The following is a 19,484-nucleotide window of genomic DNA, read 5'->3' as shown; positions in this document are numbered from 1 at the left end:
ATGCCCGGCGTGCAGCCGTCCCGCTGGCGCCCCCTACTGGAGCCCACGTTGACCGTTCTCACCGTCGGGGCACTGGCGGCCGGCGGAGTGGCGTGGCTGTCAGGGGCTCCCCGAGTTGCCGACCTCTGCTGGGCCGCCGGGACGGCCATCGCGATCGTGCCCGCCGTGCTGTGGGTGCTGCTCGCACTGCGCAACGGACGCCTCGGCGTGGACCTGATCGCGGTGCTGTCGCTGGGGGGCACGCTGCTGGTCGGCGAGTATCTCGCGGGTGCGCTGGTCGCGGTGATGCTGGCCGGCGGCCGCGCCCTGGATGCCGCGGCCTCGCGCCGGGCGTCGCGGGACCTCAAGGCGCTGCTGGAACGGGCGCCCCGCTTCGCACGGCGCCGCACCGGCGACGTGGTCGAGGTGATCCCCATTGGCGATGTCGTGGTGGACGACATCCTGGTCATCGCCCCCGGAGACGTAGTGCCAGTGGACGGACGCGTCATCGAGTCCGTCGCGGTGCTCGACGAGTCCGCGCTGACCGGCGAATCCCTCCAGGTGGAACGCCCCGCCGGGGACGCCGTGCGCAGCGGAGTGGTCAACGCCGGCGACGTGTTCGCGTTGCGCGTCACGGCGACGGCCGAGGACAGCACCTACGCCGGGATCGTACGGCTGGCGCAGCAGGCCGGGGCCGAGAGCGCGCCGGTGGTACGGCTCGCCGACCGCTATGCTGCCTACTTCCTGCCGCTCGCGCTGGCGATTGCGGGCATCGCCTGGCTGGTCAGCGGGTCGCCGGTGCGGGCCGTCGCGGTGCTGGTCGTGGCCACCCCGTGCCCGCTGCTGCTGGCCGCTCCGGTCGCGATCGTGTCGGGTCTGTCCCGCGCCTCCCGGTCCGGGGTGGTGATCCGCAGCGGCGGCGCCCTGGAGAACCTCGGCCACGCGAGCACATTGGTGATGGACAAGACCGGCACGCTGACGATGGGCCGACCCGAGGTCGTCGACGTGGTCACGGCTCCGGGCGCCGACACCGCCGAGGTGCTGCGCCTGGCGGCCTCGGTGGATCAGGTCTCCCCCCACGTGCTGGCCGAAGCCATCGTCGCGGAGGCACTGGCCCGCGGCCTGCGGCTGTCGCTTCCGGCCGAGGCAGCGGAGGAGCCCGGGCGCGGGGTCAGTGCGGTGCTGGACGGCCGGCGGGTGACCGTCGGCAAACTGGGCGACGTCGCCGCGCGATCGGAGTGGGCGCAGGGCGCGGTGAACCGGGCGCGCCTGGACAGCGCCGCGCTGGCGTGGGTGTGCGCCGACGGAGCACCGGTCGGTGCGGTACTGCTGCGGGATCCGTTGCGCCGACAGGCGCCCCGGACGATGCGGCGCTTACGGGAAGCCGGGTTCGATCGCCTGGTGATGCTCACCGGCGACCGGCCCGAACCGGCCCGCGAGGTCGCCACCGTGCTCGGGCTGGACGAGGTGTACACCCAGCAGACCCCCGCCGACAAGGTCGCCGCGGTGCAGCGGGAGCGCACGCGCGCGATCACGGTGATGGTCGGCGACGGCATCAACGACGCCCCCGCGCTGGCGGCGGCCACGGTGGGAGTCGCGATGGGGGCGCGGGGGGCCACCGCATCATCGGAGGCCGCCGACATCGTGTTGACCACCGATCGCCTGGACCGTCTCGCCGACGCGATGGACATCGCCCGGTGGTCACGCCGTATCGCGGTGCAGAGCGCGGCCGTGGGAATGTCGCTGTCCCTGGTGGCGATGGCCGCGGCCGCGATGGGCTGGCTGCCGCCCGCGGCCGGCGCGCTGTTGCAGGAGGGCATCGACGTGACGGTCATTCTCAACGCGCTGCGGGCGTTGCGTCACAACCCGCACACCAGGGTCGACCTGGCTGCCCGCACCGAGACGATGCTGCAGGGGTTCGCCGCCGAGCACGAGGAGCTTCGCGATGCGGTGGGACACATCCGCGACAGCGCGGACCGGCTGGCCGCGGGCGCCGACGCGGCCGCGTTCGAGTCGGTGCGGCAGTGCTACACGCTGCTCACCGACCGGATCCTGCCGCACGAGCGCGCCGAGGAGACCGAGCTGTATCCTGCGCTGGCGGCACCCTGCGCAGCGGCGAGGCCACCGCCACCATGAGCCGGATGCACGCCGAGATCCAGCGCCTGTCCGACCGCATCGGCACCCACGTGCACCTGGCCGAGACCGCGGGCGCAATCCAGCCCTATCAAGTCGACGACCTGCTGGCGTGCCTTTACGGCCTGCACGCGCTGCTGCGGTTGCACTTTGCCCAGGAGGAGGAGAGCTATTTCACGCTGGCGCAGGAGGACGCCGATCGGTGAGGCCGCCGGTGGCTACAGGCCGACGTACACCCGGTAGGCCTCGGCCACCGAGTCGGCCGGCGCTCCCGCGGTGTCGACCCTGTGTGCGCCCGGCCAGTCCGCTTCCCAGCCGGAAAGCTCGGCTGCCATCGCGGGGGTGGCGTCGGACGCCGACCCGGTCCTGTCCGCGATGCGTCGTTGCGCTTCGGAAGTCGGTAGTGCGCACCGCAATTCGACGATCGGCGAGTAGGTCTCGGCCGCCACGGCGTGCGCCTGGCTCCGGTGACCGGCGTCGCGCCACGTCCCGTCCACCACCACCGGGTGACCGGCGCCGAGCCAGGTGCGCGCCCGGTGGAGCACCTCGTCGTACACCGCCGATATCTTCTCGGGCGCATAGAGACCGGTGCCGAGCTCACCGGGCCGGCCCTCGATCTCACCACTGCTGATCAGCTCGCGCCGCACCTCGTCCGTGGAGATCACCTGCGCCCCGATCCTCTCGGCCAGCCCGTGGGCCACCGTCGTCTTGCCGGTGCCCGGCCCCCCGCCGATCACGACCAGCTTCACACTCGCCGACCGCAGACGCGCCAGCGCGATCGACAGGTGCAGCCGGGCGTCGGCCGCGGCGTCGGGATGCCCCTGATCGACCCGCACACAATCGACCTTGGCGCGCACCGTCGCGCGGTAGGCGATACAGAAGTGGCGCAGCGAGCGTGCCGCCACATCCTCGGCCCGGCGGCAGTACTCCTCGAGGAAGAGCGCGGCCAGATCGGGACGGCCGAGGAACTCCAGATCCATGGCCAGGAACGCCACGTCGTCGATCCCGTCGACGTACCGGAGCCGGTCGTCGAACTCCAGGCAGTCCAGCAGCATCGGGCCTTCACCGGTGCAGAAGATGTCCTGGCTGAGCAGATCGCCGTGGCCGTCGACGATGCGGTGCGCGGCGATCCGGGCCGCGAAGAGCGGCTCACGACCGGCGAGGTACTGCATCGCCAACCGCTCGATCTCGATGATCGACTCGTCGGACAGCACGGTGCCGGCGTGCCGCCGCAACTCCGCGAGGTTCTGCTGCCACCGGGCGGTCAGCACCGCCGGGGTGGCCTCCCGGTCGATCGCCGGTCCGCGCTCGGCGCGCGCGTGGAACCGCGCCACCACCTCGGCTATCGACACCAGCCACCGCTCGACGGGGGCGCCGGCGCGCACCAGCGCGGAGAACCGTTCGTCGTCGGGGTACCGGCGCATCACGATCACAGGTTCCGTGTCGCCCGACGGCGACTGGAACTGCCCCAGTCCGAGGTACGACGAGGGCGCCAGCCGACGGTTCAGCTCCACCTCACGCCGGCACGCGGCCTCCCGCCGGTCCTGGGTGCTGAAATCGAGAAAATCGGTGACCACGGGTTTCTTCACCTTGAACGCCCGGCCCCCGACCAGCGCGACCAGGCCGGTATGTGTCTCGTGCACTTCGGCGCCGAGGTCGCCGAGGGCCGTCGAGGGCATGCCGCTCATGGCGGTGATTCTGCTTCAGCACCGCCGCGCGCCGGCAGGGCCACCCGGTCCCGGCGCTGAGGACCATTGGCCCTGGACGCTCCGACCGGCTCCGGTCACAGTGGAGGGGCCGGACGGAGGTTTTCAGATGCGCGACACGGCCGTGGACATCGAGGTCATCACCGACGCCGTGGCCCTGGCCTCCCGCGCGCCGTCCCTGCACAACAGCCAGCCGTGGCGGTGGGTCACCGACGGTGTGGCGGTGATGCTCTTCCTCGACGACGCCGCGGCCCCGCGGCACACCGACCCCACCGGGCGGGAGCTGGTGATCAGCTGCGGAGCGGCGCTCGACCATTTCCGGGTGGCCATGGCGGCGGCGGGCTGGCGGGCAAACACCGACCGGTTCCCGAACCCGAACAACCGCGACCACCTGGCGTCCGTGGACTTCAGCCCCATGGATTTCGTCACCGACGCCCACCGCCGCCGTGCCAATGCCATCCTGCGCCGGCACACCGATCGGCTGCCGTTCGCCGAACCGCCCGACTGGGACGGATTTCTGCGGGAACTCGCCCAGGCGCCGGGCACCGCCGGGGTGTCCCTGCACGTCCTCCCCGACGAGGCGCGGGCCGCGCTCGTAAAGGCCTCGGAGCTGACCAGGGCGGCACGGCGCTACGACTCCGACTATCACGCCGAACTCGTCGGGTGGACCGCCGATGTCGAGGTGGCCGAGGGGATCCCGTCGTCGGCGCTGCTGTCCCCGGCCGAGCGCGATGACACCGACATCGGCCGCGACTTCCCGCCCGCGGGTCACGGTGATCGGCGCGCGGAGATCACCGAGGACCGCGCCAAGGTGGTCGTGCTGTCGACCGGGGATGACGATCGGGACAGTCTGCTGCGGTGCGGGGAGATGCTCTCGTCGTTCCTCCTCGACGCGACCATGGTGGGACTGGCGACGTGCACGCTGTCCCACCTGACCGAGATCGCGGAGAGCCGGAAGACCGTCGCGGGGCTGACCGGCGCGCAGAGATCTCCGCAGCTGTTGATCCGCGTGGGTTCGGCCCCTGCCGACCGTGGGCTCGAACCGCCGACCCCTCGCCGTGCGGTCTCGGACGTCCTCCAGGTCAGGGACTGAGCCGTGTCCAGGTCGCCGGCGGTGCTCGTCGGGATCGACGGCTCCCGAACCGGTACCGCGGCCGCGGTCTGGGCCATCGACGAGGCCACCAGCAGAGATCTCCCGTTGCGCCTCGTGCACGCCGTCGCCACGACGGCGGGCGGCCAGGTCGGTGCCGATGACCTCGCCCGCGCCGGCCACATCGTCCACAGCGCGCTCGCCGCCGTCGAGGCCGTCGGCACGCCGGTCCGGGTGGAGGCCCAGATCGTCTGTGGCGCAACGGCGCCCATCCTGGCCGCCGCGTCACGCGATGCGGCCCTGCTCTGTCTGGGCTTCACCGACCCCTCTCACGGGAACCGCCAGGTCAGATCCACCGTCGCCGAGGTGGCATCGTCGGCCCGCTGCCCGGTGGCGATCATCCACTCGACGGACCACCTCCGCAGCGCGCGCTGGGTGGTGGCCGAAATCGGCGAGTCCCCGCCCGACGACGCGACGCTGTCACGCGCGGTCGACGAGTCTCTGCTCCGCAACGCCCCGCTGCGCGTCGTGGCGGCGTGGCCGTCCCGCTACCCGGACATCTACGACGATCACGCGGTGGCCAGAAAGAACCGTCTGGTCCGGACCCGGTGGGAGCGCCGGCTGGCTCCGTGGCGCCGACAGCACCCGGAGCTCGATGTACACGTCACCGCGATCCCCGGAAGCATCCTCAATTATTTTGCCCGGCACCGTAAGAGCATCCGGCTGGCAGTGCTGCCCCACGAACGGGCGGCCGATGTCGCCGAACTGCTCACCCCGTGCGTCGATTGCGGATTCGACATCCTGATCTGCGATGGTCCCCCTGAACCCGCGCCTCAAGACCGGACCAGCAACAGCGAGCAGTCCGGGTAGCCGGGGATCGGATGGCAGTTGCACCTGCCCACCCCGGCCAGCTCCTGAGCGTCCCGGCGTCCCACCACGGCAAGTCCGACCCCGTTGCCGGACAGTTCGTTTCGGGTGTACTGCCGGCCGGTGCCCGCGGCGACCAGCTCGACGTGCACGTCCGGGTACCGCCGCACCCAGCTGCCGGTGCGCCGGTCGATCTGCCGCACGGTCGCGTGACGGAGCCGGCCCTCGTGCATCGCCAGGCCCACGGCGGCGTCGCTGTCGTCGTCGTCGGAGAGCACCACCGAGATCACGCCGTCGGTCCGCGGTGAACCGTCTCGTCCAGTCCTGATGATCGCGACCGGACAGCCCGCCGCTTCGGCCAGCGCCCGTGCGGTCGGGCCGACCAACTCCGACTCGGAGTCCTCGACCGGCCGGGAGCCGACACAGATCATCGACGCGTGCCGGGACTCCCGCAGCAGGATCTCCCCGGGTGTGCCGGGTTCCGACGCGGTTTCCACCTGCAGCCCGGACCGTCCCGCCGCGGCTTCGGCCCGCTCCAGGGCCCGCGCGAGCACGTCGTCGTCCGGCGCCGGTGTCGCGACGACGTGCACGAGGCGCAGGCACACGCCCAGGGCGAGCGCCTCGGCGGCGGCCCACTGCACGGCGTTGATCGCCGCCCGGGATCCGTCGACACCGACGACCACCGGCGCGTGAGCCAGCGGCGGTTCTGTGCTCATGTCGGGTTGTTCCTGCGGCCGCCGTTGTCGGCGAGGTCGTCGAGATCCCGGTCCCACGCCGCGAACCGAAGATGGTCGAGCCGCAGGCGCAGCAGCAGCCAGGTCGCCGCCCCCAGACCGGTCACCGCCGACCACACCCCGAGCGCGACGATGACCGCCTGGGCGGCGGCGTCCTCGTCGGTCTGCACCTTCTCGACCAGTTCCCCGGATTCGCGCACCGATATCGTCAGCTGCTCGCCGGCGCTCATCCGGTACGTCCTGATCCCGGCGGTGTGCGCGACACCCGCGAAGTTCCAGCCGACTTCGGTCAGGTACGGCTTCTCGTAAGGCTGAGGCGCCGCCCGGCTGTCCTGCACCACGGTCGCCTCGACTGCCCGGTAAGAGAGCCGTTGCGCGGCGAAAGCATGTGCCAGGCGGTCGTATTCGGCGGTGCCGACCGCCCCGGCGACCGGAACGGTCAGCACGCTCGCGACGACGATCAGCATCACCGCGGTCGCCTCGACGCGGTCGGTCGGCCGGACGAGAGGGCTGCGGGACAGGAGGCGACGTAGCCAGACACCGAGGCCGAGGGTGAAGGTCTGCATAACGGGCTCCGGTCTGCGATGGGTCGGCCTCAGTCAGCGCCGCGCGCCACGATCACAGGGATGCGCGCCGCCTGCGCCACGGCGCTGCTGACCGAGCCGAGCAGCAGGCCGGCGAACCCGCCTCTACCGTGGCTGCCGACGACCAGCAGTTGGGCCCGTCGCGACTCCTCGATCAGCCGGTGCGCCGGATGGTCCTGTGCCACCACCCGCCGAACCAGGACGTCGGGGTACCGCTCACCCCATCCCGCCAGGCGCTGGGCCAGTTCTTCGTCGGCCTGCGCCGCCAGGTCCCCGACGGCCACGTCGACGTAGAAATCGGCTCTGTTCATCCAGGTGTGCACCGCGACGAGCCCGACCCCGCGCCGTGACGCCTCGTCGAAGGCCAGCGCCAACGTCGGTTCCGAAGCCGGTGACGCGTCGACACCGACGACCACCGGCGCCGACAGATCCCCGTCGGTGCGCGGCTGCTCGTCATGGATCACCGCGACCGGGCACCGGGAGTGATGCAGCATCGAGGTGGTGGTGGACCCCAGCAGAAGCCGCCCCAGCGCACTGAGGCCCCGGCAACCGACGACCAGCAGGTCGGCCTGCTCGGACGCATCGACCAGCACCGCTTTCACCCGACCGGACAGGGTCAGTTCCTTGACCGGCACCTGACGCCGATCCTGCAGGGCCGCGGAGACGGCTTTGACCGATTCCGCGATGATCTCAGCCGAACGGCGGTCGAGCGCCTCGGTGTACTGGGGTGTCACCGGCACGTCCAGCCACGGGCCGATCTCGTCGGTCGGTTGGACATGGACCAGCGTGATGGGCACATCCCGCAGCGACGCCTCGCGTGCCGCCCACTGCGCCGCCGCCAGCGAGGTCGGTGAGCCGTCGACCGCCGCGACTACGCCGTACGGCCTGTTCACAGGGAGAGACACTGTGTCACCTTTCGTTCGGGATGTGAGCCGGCGAGACGGTCGTCATCACGGAGCCCCTGCCGGGGTGAGCAACCCGTAGTCACCGTCGAAGCGCCGGTACAGCACGCTGGCCCGGCCCTGTGCGGCGTCGACGAAGAACAGGAACGGCAGGTCGAGCAGGGCAAGGCGCTCGAGCGCATCCTGCTCGCGCAGGCAGGGAAGCGGGTGCGGGCTGATCGTCACGAGTTCCCGATACGGGGTTACCTCACCGGCCAGGGCCGGCGCCACCAACGCCAGACGGTATCCCGTGGGCCCCGACCGGTAGATGACCGCCGCTGTGCCCGAACCGCTTTCGGTGAACAGGTGGAAGTCGTAATCGAGCAGTTCCATCTCCGTCACGGCCTCGTCGACCGTGCACGGCGCCATGGCGTAGGACTTGCGGCGCACCAGCCTGGGCTCCGGCGCCGTCCTTTCCAGAGCCCGGGGACTCCGCTGCGCCTTCTCCTCGTGCCGCCACGGCGGAGCCGCATCCGGGCCGCGCGGCGCATCCCAGCGCTCGGCCAGGTGTTTCAACCGGCGACGCAAGCGCGCTTCCAGCTCGTCGACCGCCTCCCGCGCGGTGACCGCCTCGACCTGCGCGCGCACGAGAAACCCGCCGACCTCGAGATTCGCCTGAGCGATCACCGGTCGCTCCACCGCCGGGTCGTGCCGCCGGGTCAGTCGGACACGCGCGTAGGTCACCGGCCTGCGGGCCAGGCGGGACAATCCGCCGATCTTGGCCTGCGCGTAGTCGGCAGCGCCCGGAAACTCGCCGTGTGTCGTCACATCGACGTCGACGGCCGGAGACGCCTCTACTCGGTTGCTCATGACTCGTTGGTACGCCGTGGCGTCGCAGCACGTTAGGGCCGAAGGTCCTCCGTCGCCGTCGCCGTCGCCGCCACCGTGCTGCGTTCCGCGCGTCGTTTGACGCCGAGCAGGATGCCGCGGGTGACGAACGCCCGCGCCGGCCCGATCAGTTCGGCCAGCACCACCTCGCCCGGATGGCGCAGTGCCAGACGCGATCTGATCAGCAACCGGCAGTGGTCGTCCCGGTGCGGGATCAGCTGAAACGACCACACCATCTCCCACGGCAACCTCGGTGGCGCCGCCCGCAACACGATCGACTGCGGTGCGGTGATCCGCGCGACGGTCATCTCCACGCCGTCGGCCAGACCGAACCACTTTCTGGGCACCAGCCGGACGGAGTCTCCGACGGCCAGGTGCTGCCACTCGGGGTGGATGGTATCGGCGTTGTGGTAGTCCAAACCCGCTGCGTTCTCCAGCATTTCGAAGCTGTACAGCCCGCCGCGATCCTGACCCATCTGCACCAGCCACGGCCAGACCGCGTCGGCAGGCGCATCGATCGAGACCGCCTCGGTGGCCTGCAGCACCGGCGGACCCAGCAACTCGTCACCTGCGAGACGGCCCGATGACTCCTCCTTGGTGGTCCCCCAGTCGCGGAAATAGCGCCGCGCGCCGTACAGCACCGCTGCTGCCACAGCGGCTTTGACCATTCGGTTCGCCATGTCCTCACCTTCGCGCGCACGGCGGTCGCGCACTAGGGCCGGTAGTCCTTCGCGCGCTCGGGCCCACCGAACGGCCCAGGGCGCCACGGGACCATGGGTCCTGGCTCCGGCTGACTTTCGCCTCTACCGCGGACCGGCGTCGCAGCCATACCGTCCGGGTATGGGAAAGCAACGACCATTGTTGGCAGATGTCCTGGCGGCCATCGGTGTCGCGGCGCTGTACCGGGCGCATGTGCGGCCGTGGATCCACACCTGGGGCGCCGACGCCGACGAGGTTGCCGCCACCCTGCCCGGCGATGAACTCGTGGATCCGGCAACACCGCGGACGACCCGAGCGGTGACGATCCAGGCCCCACGGCACGACGTGTGGCCGTGGCTGGTGCAGATCGGAGAGGACCGGGCCGGCTTCTACAGCTACGCGCTGCTGGAGCGCGCAGCCGGCGCCGACATGCACAACGCCGACGCCATCCACCCGGAGTGGCAGCAGCTGCAGGTCGGGGACACGGTGTGGTTGGCTCGCAGGTACGGCCCGGACGCCCGGCAGATCGTGGCGGCCGTGGAACCGAGATCACACCTGGTTCTCGTGTCCCCGGCTGACTACGAGCTGATCAAGCGCGGCGAAAAAGCCTCCGGCTGTTGGTCTTTCATCCTGCACCGCGAGGTCGGCCGGACCCGGCTGCTGGCCCGCGGCAGCGGCGGCGCGGTCGGCCACTTCTGGTTCGACATCCCGCATTTCGTGATGGAGCAGAAGATGATGCGGGGTATCAGGCAGCGCGCCGAGCGTTCGCGCCGGCAGGAGATCGCCGCAGGCACTCCCGCGTACGTGATCTGATCAGCTGTGCACCACCAGCACCGGCCGTTGCGATCGGTGCACGACCCCGACGGCGACGCTGCCCAGCAGGATCTCCCGCGTCGCCGACCGGCCGCGGGAACCGACGGCGAGCACGGCGGCCCCGTGGTCGCGGGCGCACGCAAGCAGTTCGCCGGCGACCGCGCGTTCGCGTAACCGTCCGATGCCGGAGGGCTCCTTCAGCGGCACGATCTGCAGTCCCTGCGCCGCGGGGCCGGGCACGACATCGCCATCTTCGTCGGGCGCGGCCGCCAGGATCATCCGCCGGTCCGGGAACAGACGCCGGACACTGTCGACCGCCGCCTCGGCACCGGCCGACCCGTCGTAGCCCACCACGACGGGCCCGTGGGAAAGCGCGTCGACCTCCTCGGCCAGCAGCGGATACGGAACCACCAGCACGGGAACGGTGGCGTAGTGCACGACCATGTCGCACACGGCGCCGAGCACCGCGTCGCTGAGCTCAAGACCGCGATCCCCGACGATGATCACGTCGGTGTCCAGTTTCTCCGCCAGTTGCGCCAACCGCAGTCCGTCCGAACCGATCGTGCGTTTGACGATCGGCTCGGCATCCCACTCGGCGGCCGTGGCGAGCGCGACCCCCGTCGCGGCGATCGCCTCGGCCTCGCGCGTCCCTTCGCGCTCGATCAACTCCACCAGTTCGTCGGTGCTCTGCGCGACGCCACGCAGCCGCCGCCGCAGTTTCGTACTGGCGAACGGCGGCGTCCAGATGTGCGCCACCCACGCGTGCGCGTTCGGGAACAGCAACCCGCCGGTGTTGATGGCCGCATTGGCGGCCGGCGACCCGTCGTATCCGACCATCACGCTGACCGGCATCCGCACCTCCCCCGTCACGGTCGTAGCTGCGGCCATCAACACCGTCCGCACCGACGATAGGAATTCGCGCCCCGGCGTCGCTAGGGACTAAATACCTCTGTCGCCCCGCACCCGATTTGCGCTGGACAGACCGCGCATACTTGATGCGATGACCGGACCTGACCACCAGCCCCGCAAGCCTGTGATCCTGACCGTCGACGACGACCCCGCGGTGTCGCGCGCCGTGGCCCGCGACCTGCGCCGGCACTACGGCGAGAAGTTCCGCATCGTGCGCGCGGAATCGGGTCCCGACGCGCTGGAGACCCTCAACGAGCTGAAGCTGCGGGGTGAGACGGTGGCCGTGTTCGTCGCCGACTACCGGATGCCGCAGATGAGCGGCATCGAGTTCCTCGAAGCGGCGATGGACATCTTCCCGATGGCGCGCAGGGTGCTGCTGACCGCGTACGCCGACACCCATGCCGCGATCGACGCGATCAACGTCGTCGACCTCGACCACTACCTGCTCAAACCGTGGGACCCGCCGGAGGAGAAGCTGTACCCGGTGATCGACGCGTTGATCGAGGCGTGGCGCTCCACCGGGGACCGGGCGATCCCGCACACCAAGATCATCGGGCACCCGTGGAACGCCCGCTCGTCCGAGGTACGTGAGTTCCTGGCCCGGAATCGCCTGTACTACACGTGGTTCCGCTCCGACGAGCCCAAGGGTGCGGCGCTGCTTGAGGCGGCCGGCCAGGACGGACTGACGCTGCCGGTGGTGATCACCGAGCAGGGCGAGACGCTGATCGACCCGACCGACGCCGAGATTGCGGCGACGCTGGGCCTGACCACCACCCCGTCCGGGGATTTCTACGACCTCGTCGTCATCGGCGGGGGGCCCGCGGGGCTGGCCGCGGCGGTCTACGGCGCGTCGGAGGGGCTCAAGACCGTGCTCATCGAGCGCACCGCCACCGGCGGTCAGGCCGGACAGAGTTCGCGCATCGAGAACTATCTCGGGTTCCCCGACGGGCTGTCCGGTGCGCAGCTCGCCGAGCGGGCCCGCAGACAGGCCGAGAAGTTCGAGGCCGAGCTGATCACCGCCGCCGAGGTCACCAAGCTCGACGTCGACGGCAACGCCCGCACGGTGCACCTGTCCGACGGCCGCCTCATCGGCACGCGCGCGGTGATCCTGGCGATGGGGGTGGAGTACCGGCAGCTGCCGGCCGAAGGCTGCGCGGACCTGACCGGCGCCGGCGTCTACTACGGCGCGACGGCCTCGGTGGCCGCCGACTGCGACGACGACGAGGTGTACGTCATCGGCGGGGCGAACTCGGCCGGCCAGGCCGCGATGTACCTGGCGCGTACCGCGAAATCGGTGACGATCGTCAGCAGGCGCACGCTCGAAGACTCGATGTCGCACTACCTGATCCAGCAGATCCGGGCCCAGGACAACATCAAAGAGATGCCCCACACCGTGGTGCACGCGGTGAAGGGCGACGGCCACCTCGAGGGCATCTGCCTGGAGAACACCCAGACCGGGGAACGCGCGGACTTCTCGTGCGGACGGATGTTCATCTTCATCGGTGCCGAGCCGCGCACCGAGTGGCTCGACGGGGTCGTGGTGCGCGACGACCACGGCTTCATCCTGGCCGGGCCGGACCTGCGCGACGTCAGCGGCTGGATGCTGGACCGGCCACCGCACCACCTGGAGTCCAGCGTGCCGGGGGTGTTCGTCGCCGGCGACGTCCGCGCCGACTCGGCCAAACGGGTCGCCGCGGCCGTGGGTGAGGGGTCGATGGCGGTCATGCTCGTGCATCGCTATCTGGCCGAGACGTGAGCACATGCCCACCGTGAGGCGGGCGGAATCAACGCCCGGCGACAGGCGTTCACTACGTCACCGCCTCTGTAGGAAGGATCCACATGGGTGAGAAGTGTCTGCCCGAGGAACTGCGCACCCTGTTCCTGTTCGAGGCACTGACCGACGAGCAGTTGGCGACGTTGTGCGCCAACGGTCACATCGCGACGTTCGAGCCGGGACCGGTCCACACCGAAGGTGACCCGGCGACCTGCTTCTACGTACTCATCGAAGGTGAGCTGGTGATGTCGAAGCGCTCCGGCGGCGTGGACATCGAGACCAACCGGACCTCCCAGCGCGGCGTGTACTGCGGCGCCTGGTCGGCCTACATTCCCGGCGAGGAGCATGTCTACCAGGCCTCGGTGCGGGTGACGCGGCCGTCGCGGTTCTTCGTGCTCGATGCGGAGGCGTTCGCGGAGTTCATGCAGAAGGAATTCCCGATGGCGGTGCATCTGCTGGAGGGCCACATGGTCGGCGGTTTGCGGCAGCGTCAGATCCTCGGCCAGCGGGAGAAGCTGCTCGCGCTCGGGCAGCTGTCGGCCGGGCTGACCCATCAGCTCAACAACCCGGCCGGCGCCACCGCCCGCGCAGTCGCCGACCTGCGCGAGGGGGTCGGCAAGATGCGGCACAAGCTCGCGATGCTCGCCGACGGCAAGTTCACCCCGGCGGCGTTGAAGGTACTGGTCAGCATCCAGGACGAGGTGGCCGAGCAGGTCGCCAAGTCGAAGTCGCAGGAACTCACCGCATTGGAGACCTCCGACCGCGAGGATCAGATCGGCGACTGGCTGGAGGCGCACGGCATCTCGGCGGCCTGGGATTACGCGCCGACGTTCGTGGAGGCCGGTCTCGACGTCGACTGGCTGGAGCGGGTCGAGGCCTCGATCGACGACGTGGACTGCTCGGCGACACTGCCCGGGGCGATCGGCTGGCTGAAGTACACCATCGACAACGAGCTGCTGATGAACCAGATCGCCGAGGCCAGCAAGCGCATCTCGGCGCTGCTGGCCGGCGCCAAGCAGTACTCGCAGATGGACCGCGCCGAATATCAGAGCGCCAACGTCCACGAGCTGATCTACAGCACGATCAAGACGATCTTCGGCGACAAGGTCGGCAAGGACGATGCGGTCAAGCTGGTGTGGGACAAGGATCCCACGCTGCCCGAATTGCAGTGCTATCCAGGCGATCTCAACCAGGTGTGGACCAACATCATCGACAACGCGATCCAGGCGATGGACGGGCACGGCACGCTGACCATCCGCACCTACCGCCAGAGCAGCGACGCCGGCGTGGTCGTCGAGATCTGCGACGACGGACCGGGCATCCCGGAGGACGTCATCGACCGGATCTTCACCCCGTTCTTCACCACCAAGCCGTTCGGCGAGGGCACCGGCCTGGGCCTGGACCTGGCCTGGCGCATCGTCGTCGAGAAGCACCACGGCCACCTGACCGTGGAATCCGTTCCCGGCAACACCCGGTTCATCGTGTCCCTGCCGTGGCAGGCGCCGGCGCCGCGGAACCCGGCAGAGGCCGCCCTCAACGAGTGACATCAAGCCCGAGCTGGGCAGATTCGGCGTCGGCCACCGCGAGTCACATCAGGAGTAACGTAGACCGATCGATGCGCTCACCGATCAGAACGTGGCGAAACCGGGTAGTGACCGTCTGGTGGACGGCGTGGCCTACGGCTCCGTCGACTCCATCGCGGCCCGGCTCAGCGAGCACCTGGATGCAGGTCCCGACAAGCTGGTGCGTGCACTGGCCAAGCTCGCCGGGCCGCTCGGATTGCGAGGAAAGGGATAGAGCATGACCGAAAGTGAGGGCCCGTCGCTGAAGCCCGCCCTGGGCCGCTTCGGCGTCTGGACCGGTACGCCGGTGTCGCCGGATCAGGCCGTCGAGATCGAGAAGCTCGGGTACGGCGCGGTGTGGGTCGGCAAGTCACCGGCGGCGGACCTGGCGTTCGTCGAGCCGATCCTGGAGAAGACGGAGTCGCTTCAAGTCGCGACGGGCATCGTGAACATCTGGACCGCCGACGCCGACGAGGTGGCCGAGTCCTATCACCGGATCGAGAACGCGTTCCCGGGACGGTTCCTGCTCGGGGTCGGGGTGGGGCACCCGGAGCACACCCAGGAGTACACCAAGCCGTACCGGGCGCTGGTCGACTACCTCGACAAGCTGGACGCCGCGAAGGTGCCGACCAGCAGGCGGGTGATCGCCGCGCTGGGCCCGAAGGTGCTGCAGTTGGCCGCGCAGCGCAGCGCCGGCGCCCACCCCTACCTGACCACGCCCGTGCACACCGGCCAGGCCCGCGAATTGCTGGGCCCCAGAGTGTTTCTCGCCCCGGAGCACAAGGTGGTGCTGACCAATGACGCCGAGAAGGCCCGCGAGATCGGCCGGGAGGCCGTGGACTTCTATCTCGGGCTGTCCAATTACCTGAACAACTGGAAACGGCTCGGCTTCACCGACGAGGACCTGACCCGGCCCGGCAGCGACCGGTTCATCGACGCGGTGGTCGCGCACGGGTCGCCGGAGGACATCGCCGCGCGGCTGAACGAACACCTGGCCGCCGGTGCGGACCACGTCGCCATCCAGGTGCTCGGTGGCGACAACGAGTTGTTGTCGACCCTGGAGGAACTGGCCGGCCCGCTGGAACTGACCCGCTGAGCGCTACGGCGATATCGTGGTGCGCTCGTCGATGACGGCCATCGCATCCGTCAGCGCCTGCCGCTGATCCACCGGCCCCTGCGCGTCAAGGGCCAGCAGGAAGGTGTTCTCGGGACCGGGGATCACCACGGTCTTGCGCGCCACGAAGTTCGGTGTGCCGTCGACGTCGGCCTGCCCGGCGATCGCGGTGGCCTGGAAGCCGCCCAGCTCGCTCGGCGTGCCGGTGACCGGGCCGTCCCAGCCGGGAAGACGGGTCACCGCGTTCGGGGCCAGCTCCAGAATCGTGGCGACGTCAAAGGTGCCGCCGTCCAGCCGCGCCATCCGGGCCAGAATCGCCGGCGGGTTCTGGGTGCCCTTGCCCGCGCTCAGATAGATCGCGCCGTAGACGTCCTGCGGCACGTCACTGGCGTCGGTGACCGGTTCCCAGCCGTCGGGCATGGGCAGCTCCACGCCCGGCACCCCGGGGTCGCCGGCCTTGACGATGGTCTGGGTGACGCCGTTGGCGGTCAGGTAGTCGCCGACGGTCTGGCCGCCGGCGGCCGAGGTACTCGTCTCGGAGGCCGAACTGGCCGCCGTGTCGGTGGTCGCACCGCCATCACCGTCGCCGCCGGAGCCGCACCCGGCCACGCCGATCACCACCGCGAGGGCGCCGAGAACGCTCACCGTCGCCGAAATCCGCATGTGCTCTCCCCTGTGCTGACGGCCCACCGTCCTAGGAGAACACAGGGCGGTGGATGCCAGCGTCATTTGCGGTAGATAGGCTCGGTGGCCATGCGGTTGCTGGTGACCGGCGGCGCGGGATTCATCGGAGCCAATTTCGTGCGCCGAGCTGTGCGGCAGCGTCCCGACGTACGCCTGACGGTGTTGGATTCGCTGACCTATGCCGGTAGCCGCGAGTCGCTGCGCGGGGTGGACTCCGAGATCCGCCTCGTCGAAGGCGATGTCACCGATGCCGCGCTGGTCGGCACACTCGTCGCCGACGCCGATGCGGTCGTGCATTTCGCCGCCGAGACGCACGTCGACAACGCCCTGGCCGACCCGGAACCGTTCGTGCACTCGAATGTGCTCGGCACCTTCACGGTCCTGGAGGCCATCCGGCATGCATCCACCACGAGACCGATACGGCTGCACCATATTTCGACCGACGAAGTGTACGGGGACCTGGCGCTCGACGATCCGGCCCGCTTCACCGAATCCACCCCGTACAACCCGTCGAGCCCCTATTCGTCGACCAAGGCGGCGGCCGACATGCTGGTGCGCGCGTGGGTGCGGTCCTACCGGGTGGCCGCGACCCTGTCGAACTGCTCCAACAACTACGGGCCCTATCAGCATGTGGAGAAGTTCATCCCGCGCCAGATCACCAACGTGCTGACCGGACGGCGTCCCAAGCTGTACGGCACCGGGGCGAACGTGCGTGACTGGATCCACGTCGACGACCACAACAGCGCGGTGTGGCGGATCCTGACCGACGGGACGCTCGGGCGCACCTACCTGATCGGCGCCGACGGCGAACGCGACAACCTGACGGTGATGCGGACCATCCTGCGCCTGATGGGCCGCTCCCCCGACGACTTCGACCACGTGACCGACCGGGCCGGCCACGACCTGCGCTATGCCATCGACCCCACCCCTCTTCGGGACGAACTCGGCTGGCGACCGGAGCACACCGACTTCGAAAGCGGGCTGCGCGACACCATCGAGTGGTACCGCGACAACGAATCCTGGTGGGGCCCACTCAAAGACGCTGTGGAGGCAACGTACGAGGAGCGACGGCAGTGAACGTGCGCGAGCTCGACGTCCCCGGCGCGTGGGAGATCACGCCCGTGGTGCACAGCGACGCGCGGGGGGCGTTCTTCGAGTGGTTCACCGACCCCGGGTTCAGCGCGATCACCGGGCACCGGTTCGACCTTCGGCAGGCCAACTGCTCGGTGTCGCGGGCCGGGGTGCTGCGCGGGGTGCATTTCGCGCAGTTGCCGCCGGGTCAGGCCAAGTACGTGTCGTGCATGCGGGGCGCCGTCGTCGACGTCGTGGTCGACATCCGGGTCGGCTCGCCCACCTTCGGCCGGTGGGACGCGGTCGTGCTGGACGACACCGCGCACCGGTCGGTGTATCTCTCCGAGGGACTCGGACACGCTTTCCTTGCACTGCAGGATGATTCGATGGTGAGCTACCTGTGCTCGGCCGGCTACGACCCCGTCCGCGAGCACACCGTCGACCCGCTGGACCCGACCCTGGGAATCGACTGGCGGTCCTGGCTGACGGGCCGCTGGGCCGGCGAGCTGATCCTGTCCGACCGCGACCGGGACGCCCCTTCGCTCGAGCAGGCGCGCGCGGCCGGGCTGCTCCCGACATGGGAGCAGGCGCAGGCATTCGTCGCGGAACTGCGTCAGGAGCGGCGGCCATAGTTCCAGGCCGACGAACCGTCAGCTGTGTTCGACTCCTCCGCGAGCATCAGCAGGATGCCGGACCGGTGGAACCGCGGCCCGCGCCTCGGAGCGCCGGTTCCACCATGGTTCGATCTTGTCACTGAAGAACGGAATGTACAGCGTGTACATGAGTCCGCCGTAGACCAGCAGATTCACAAAACGGGCCAAGCTGTCGGAAAGCAGGATCATCATGGAACAGTGGAGCCCAACGCCGATCACGAGGGCGACCCAACGCGTGCTCCGGAACCAGAACCCGACGGCGAGAAAGCCTTCGGCGATGACGACGCCGATGCTCATCGGGATCAGCAGCGCTGAAGGAGCCGGCTGCCCGATGACGGTGGCCCATACAGACCGTTCCACCATCGAGATGTGCAGTTCGGTGCCGGAAAGGAAGACGTCGTTGACCTTCGCGAGAGTCCCGAACGCGTACACGATGGTGAGCTGAATCTTGAGGAGCAACGCGACCTCGATGTCGACCGCGAGGATCAACGCAATGAGGATCAACAGGTAGAGGTGGTGGTTGTACGCACCGAACGGGATCAGGAACATCAGGCCCGTGGCGACCACGACCGATGCTGCGAGGCGCCGGCGATAGCCGACGATGAGCGCGATGCCGGCCGCGGCCATCAGCAATCCGCAGGCAACCGCCAGTACACCAATGCTGAACGATCCCGCCGTCGCAACCGTGCCGATCAGCAAAGACACGGCCTTCAATGTGCACAAAGCACCAAACGCGCTGCGGAAGACGTTCAACATGAAACGAACTCGGTAAAGTCGTCAAGCTCGGGGTCATCCGCCCGCCGCTGCACCGCGACCAGCTCGGGGTTCGCGTCGCACAACATCGCAGGGACCGAGTAGTCGTACGCGACGCCGCGGAGGACAGGGGTGAGCCCCTCGGTGCTCAGCGCAATTTCTTCGCCGGCATCATCGATGCCGAAGTACTCGATACTCGAGGCCCTGCTGTACATCTGCCAGGAAAACGGGAACTCCGTGGTCGGCTGCGAACCCTCTTTCACCCAGCGGAGCCCAAGAAATCCGGCAGGAACGAGAATCTGGATGCCGACGAACAGCATGGCGAGAATGCGGTTCCGCGGCGAAATAGGGCGCTTCACTACATCGCGCATGACACGGTCCCCTCCGATATCCGACGCCGGACGATCCGCCCGAGACACGAACCGGATGGGCGCGTGCGCAGCGAATCCCCGAACCGCTGCGATCCCGCGTCCCATCTGCATGCCAATTGGGAGCCGACCAGCTGGGGCGCCGGATCGGGCGAAATGTTATGCGCCGACCATACAATTTTCAGCGAACACCGGTAGCTGATTGGCGCACCAAGTCGAAGC

Annotated in this window: 18 protein-coding genes and 2 pseudogenes; 10 read left to right on the top strand and 10 right to left on the bottom strand. The window is 69.6% G+C overall.

Translation table 11 applies throughout. The features are described from left to right. Positions 1 to 2,318, top strand: a pseudogene (locus tag KXD97_RS13660) (heavy metal translocating P-type ATPase). 12 nt (positions 2,319 to 2,330) lie between these two features. On the opposite strand, the gene KXD97_RS13655 reads toward KXD97_RS13660, so the two are convergent. Beyond that, the gene (locus tag KXD97_RS13655; RefSeq protein ID WP_260757361.1) at positions 2,331 to 3,800 is read right to left on the bottom strand and encodes an AAA family ATPase; all 1,470 of its coding nucleotides are present in this window, start codon (positions 3,798 to 3,800) and stop codon (positions 2,331 to 2,333) included. Positions 3,801 to 3,927: 127 nt separating this feature from the next. Between KXD97_RS13655 and KXD97_RS13650 the strand changes: the two genes are divergently transcribed. Both KXD97_RS13650 and KXD97_RS13645 read left to right on the top strand, forming a co-directional pair. After that, positions 3,928 to 4,911, top strand: a complete 984-nt coding sequence (locus tag KXD97_RS13650; RefSeq protein ID WP_260757360.1) for an Acg family FMN-binding oxidoreductase — start codon at positions 3,928 to 3,930, stop codon at positions 4,909 to 4,911. Between the two features lie 3 nt (positions 4,912 to 4,914). Next, positions 4,915 to 5,778 (top strand): universal stress protein, encoded by an 864-nt coding sequence (locus KXD97_RS13645; RefSeq protein WP_260757359.1) that lies wholly within the window; start codon positions 4,915 to 4,917, stop codon positions 5,776 to 5,778. On the opposite strand, the gene KXD97_RS13640 is transcribed toward KXD97_RS13645, so the two are convergent. Genes KXD97_RS13640 through KXD97_RS13620 form a run of 5 tightly spaced genes read right to left on the bottom strand, consistent with a single transcriptional unit; the run spans position 5,742 to position 9,542 of the window. Further along, positions 5,742 to 6,491, bottom strand: a complete 750-nt coding sequence (locus KXD97_RS13640; protein WP_260757358.1) for a universal stress protein — start codon at positions 6,489 to 6,491, stop codon at positions 5,742 to 5,744. The genes KXD97_RS13645 and KXD97_RS13640 overlap by 37 nt on opposite strands. Further along, positions 6,488 to 7,075 (bottom strand): hypothetical protein, encoded by a 588-nt coding sequence (locus KXD97_RS13635; RefSeq protein ID WP_260757357.1) that lies wholly within the window; start codon positions 7,073 to 7,075, stop codon positions 6,488 to 6,490. Before KXD97_RS13635 ends, KXD97_RS13640 begins: the two co-directional genes overlap by 4 nt. Positions 7,076 to 7,104: 29 nt before the next feature. Beyond that, a complete protein-coding gene (locus tag KXD97_RS13630) occupies positions 7,105 to 7,998 on the bottom strand; it encodes a universal stress protein (protein WP_260757356.1) in 894 nt (297 codons plus the stop codon). A 45-nt stretch (positions 7,999 to 8,043) separates the two neighbouring features. Beyond that, positions 8,044 to 8,844 (bottom strand): HPF/RaiA family ribosome-associated protein, encoded by an 801-nt coding sequence (locus KXD97_RS13625; RefSeq protein WP_260757355.1) that lies wholly within the window; start codon positions 8,842 to 8,844, stop codon positions 8,044 to 8,046. A 32-nt stretch (positions 8,845 to 8,876) separates the two neighbouring features. After that, a complete protein-coding gene (locus KXD97_RS13620) occupies positions 8,877 to 9,542 on the bottom strand; it encodes an SRPBCC family protein (protein WP_260757354.1) in 666 nt (221 codons plus the stop codon). Between the two features lie 160 nt (positions 9,543 to 9,702). Here KXD97_RS13620 and KXD97_RS13615 point away from each other — a divergent pair, with 160 nt between their 5' ends. Next, entirely contained in the window at positions 9,703 to 10,374 is a 672-nt protein-coding gene (locus KXD97_RS13615) for a hypothetical protein (protein WP_260757353.1), read from the top strand. Here KXD97_RS13615 and KXD97_RS13610 read toward each other — a convergent pair whose 3' ends face one another. Continuing rightward, on the bottom strand, positions 10,375 to 11,226 hold the full coding sequence (locus KXD97_RS13610) for a universal stress protein (protein WP_260757957.1): 852 nt from the start codon (positions 11,224 to 11,226) through the stop codon (positions 10,375 to 10,377). 148 nt (positions 11,227 to 11,374) lie between these two features. Between KXD97_RS13610 and KXD97_RS13605 the strand changes: the two genes are divergently transcribed. The 4 genes and pseudogenes from KXD97_RS13605 to KXD97_RS13590 all read left to right on the top strand — a co-directional run bounded on the left by KXD97_RS13605 (position 11,375) and on the right by KXD97_RS13590 (position 15,715). Further along, positions 11,375 to 13,039 carry an FAD-dependent oxidoreductase gene (locus KXD97_RS13605; protein WP_260757352.1) on the top strand — a complete coding sequence of 555 codons (1,665 nt, stop codon included), beginning with the start codon at positions 11,375 to 11,377 and terminating at the stop codon, positions 13,037 to 13,039. Between the two features lie 83 nt (positions 13,040 to 13,122). Further along, on the top strand, positions 13,123 to 14,601 hold the full coding sequence (locus KXD97_RS13600; RefSeq protein ID WP_260757351.1) for an ATP-binding protein: 1,479 nt from the start codon (positions 13,123 to 13,125) through the stop codon (positions 14,599 to 14,601). 79 nt (positions 14,602 to 14,680) lie between these two features. Further along, positions 14,681 to 14,854 (top strand): annotated as a pseudogene (locus KXD97_RS13595) (LLM class F420-dependent oxidoreductase); the annotation flags it as partial. A gap of 3 nt (positions 14,855 to 14,857) precedes the next feature. After that, positions 14,858 to 15,715: an LLM class F420-dependent oxidoreductase gene (locus KXD97_RS13590; RefSeq protein WP_260757350.1), complete on the top strand. Its 858-nt coding sequence runs from the start codon at positions 14,858 to 14,860 to the stop codon at positions 15,713 to 15,715. A gap of 3 nt (positions 15,716 to 15,718) precedes the next feature. Here KXD97_RS13590 and KXD97_RS13585 read toward each other — a convergent pair whose 3' ends face one another. Next, positions 15,719 to 16,396: an LpqN/LpqT family lipoprotein gene (locus KXD97_RS13585; protein WP_260757349.1), complete on the bottom strand. Its 678-nt coding sequence runs from the start codon at positions 16,394 to 16,396 to the stop codon at positions 15,719 to 15,721. A gap of 90 nt (positions 16,397 to 16,486) precedes the next feature. Here KXD97_RS13585 and rfbB point away from each other — a divergent pair, with 90 nt between their 5' ends. Continuing rightward, on the top strand, positions 16,487 to 17,494 hold the full coding sequence (gene rfbB, locus KXD97_RS13580; RefSeq protein WP_260757348.1) for a dTDP-glucose 4,6-dehydratase: 1,008 nt from the start codon (positions 16,487 to 16,489) through the stop codon (positions 17,492 to 17,494). Further along, positions 17,491 to 18,120 (top strand): dTDP-4-dehydrorhamnose 3,5-epimerase family protein, encoded by a 630-nt coding sequence (locus tag KXD97_RS13575; protein WP_260757347.1) that lies wholly within the window; start codon positions 17,491 to 17,493, stop codon positions 18,118 to 18,120. Before rfbB ends, KXD97_RS13575 begins: the two co-directional genes overlap by 4 nt. 18 nt (positions 18,121 to 18,138) lie before the next feature. Here KXD97_RS13575 and KXD97_RS13570 read toward each other — a convergent pair whose 3' ends face one another. Continuing rightward, entirely contained in the window at positions 18,139 to 18,894 is a 756-nt protein-coding gene (locus KXD97_RS13570) for an HTTM domain-containing protein (RefSeq protein WP_260757346.1), read from the bottom strand. After that, positions 18,891 to 19,265 carry a hypothetical protein gene (locus tag KXD97_RS13565; protein ID WP_260757345.1) on the bottom strand — a complete coding sequence of 125 codons (375 nt, stop codon included), beginning with the start codon at positions 19,263 to 19,265 and terminating at the stop codon, positions 18,891 to 18,893. Before KXD97_RS13565 ends, KXD97_RS13570 begins: the two co-directional genes overlap by 4 nt. Positions 19,266 to 19,484: the final 219 nt, after the last annotated feature.

Source organism: Mycobacterium sp. SMC-8 (genome assembly GCF_025263565.1).
In the GTDB taxonomy this organism is placed as follows: Bacteria; Actinomycetota; Actinomycetes; order Mycobacteriales; family Mycobacteriaceae; genus Mycobacterium.
Note: the sequence above shows the minus strand (reverse complement) of the source record. Positions and strands in the feature narration are given on the sequence as shown.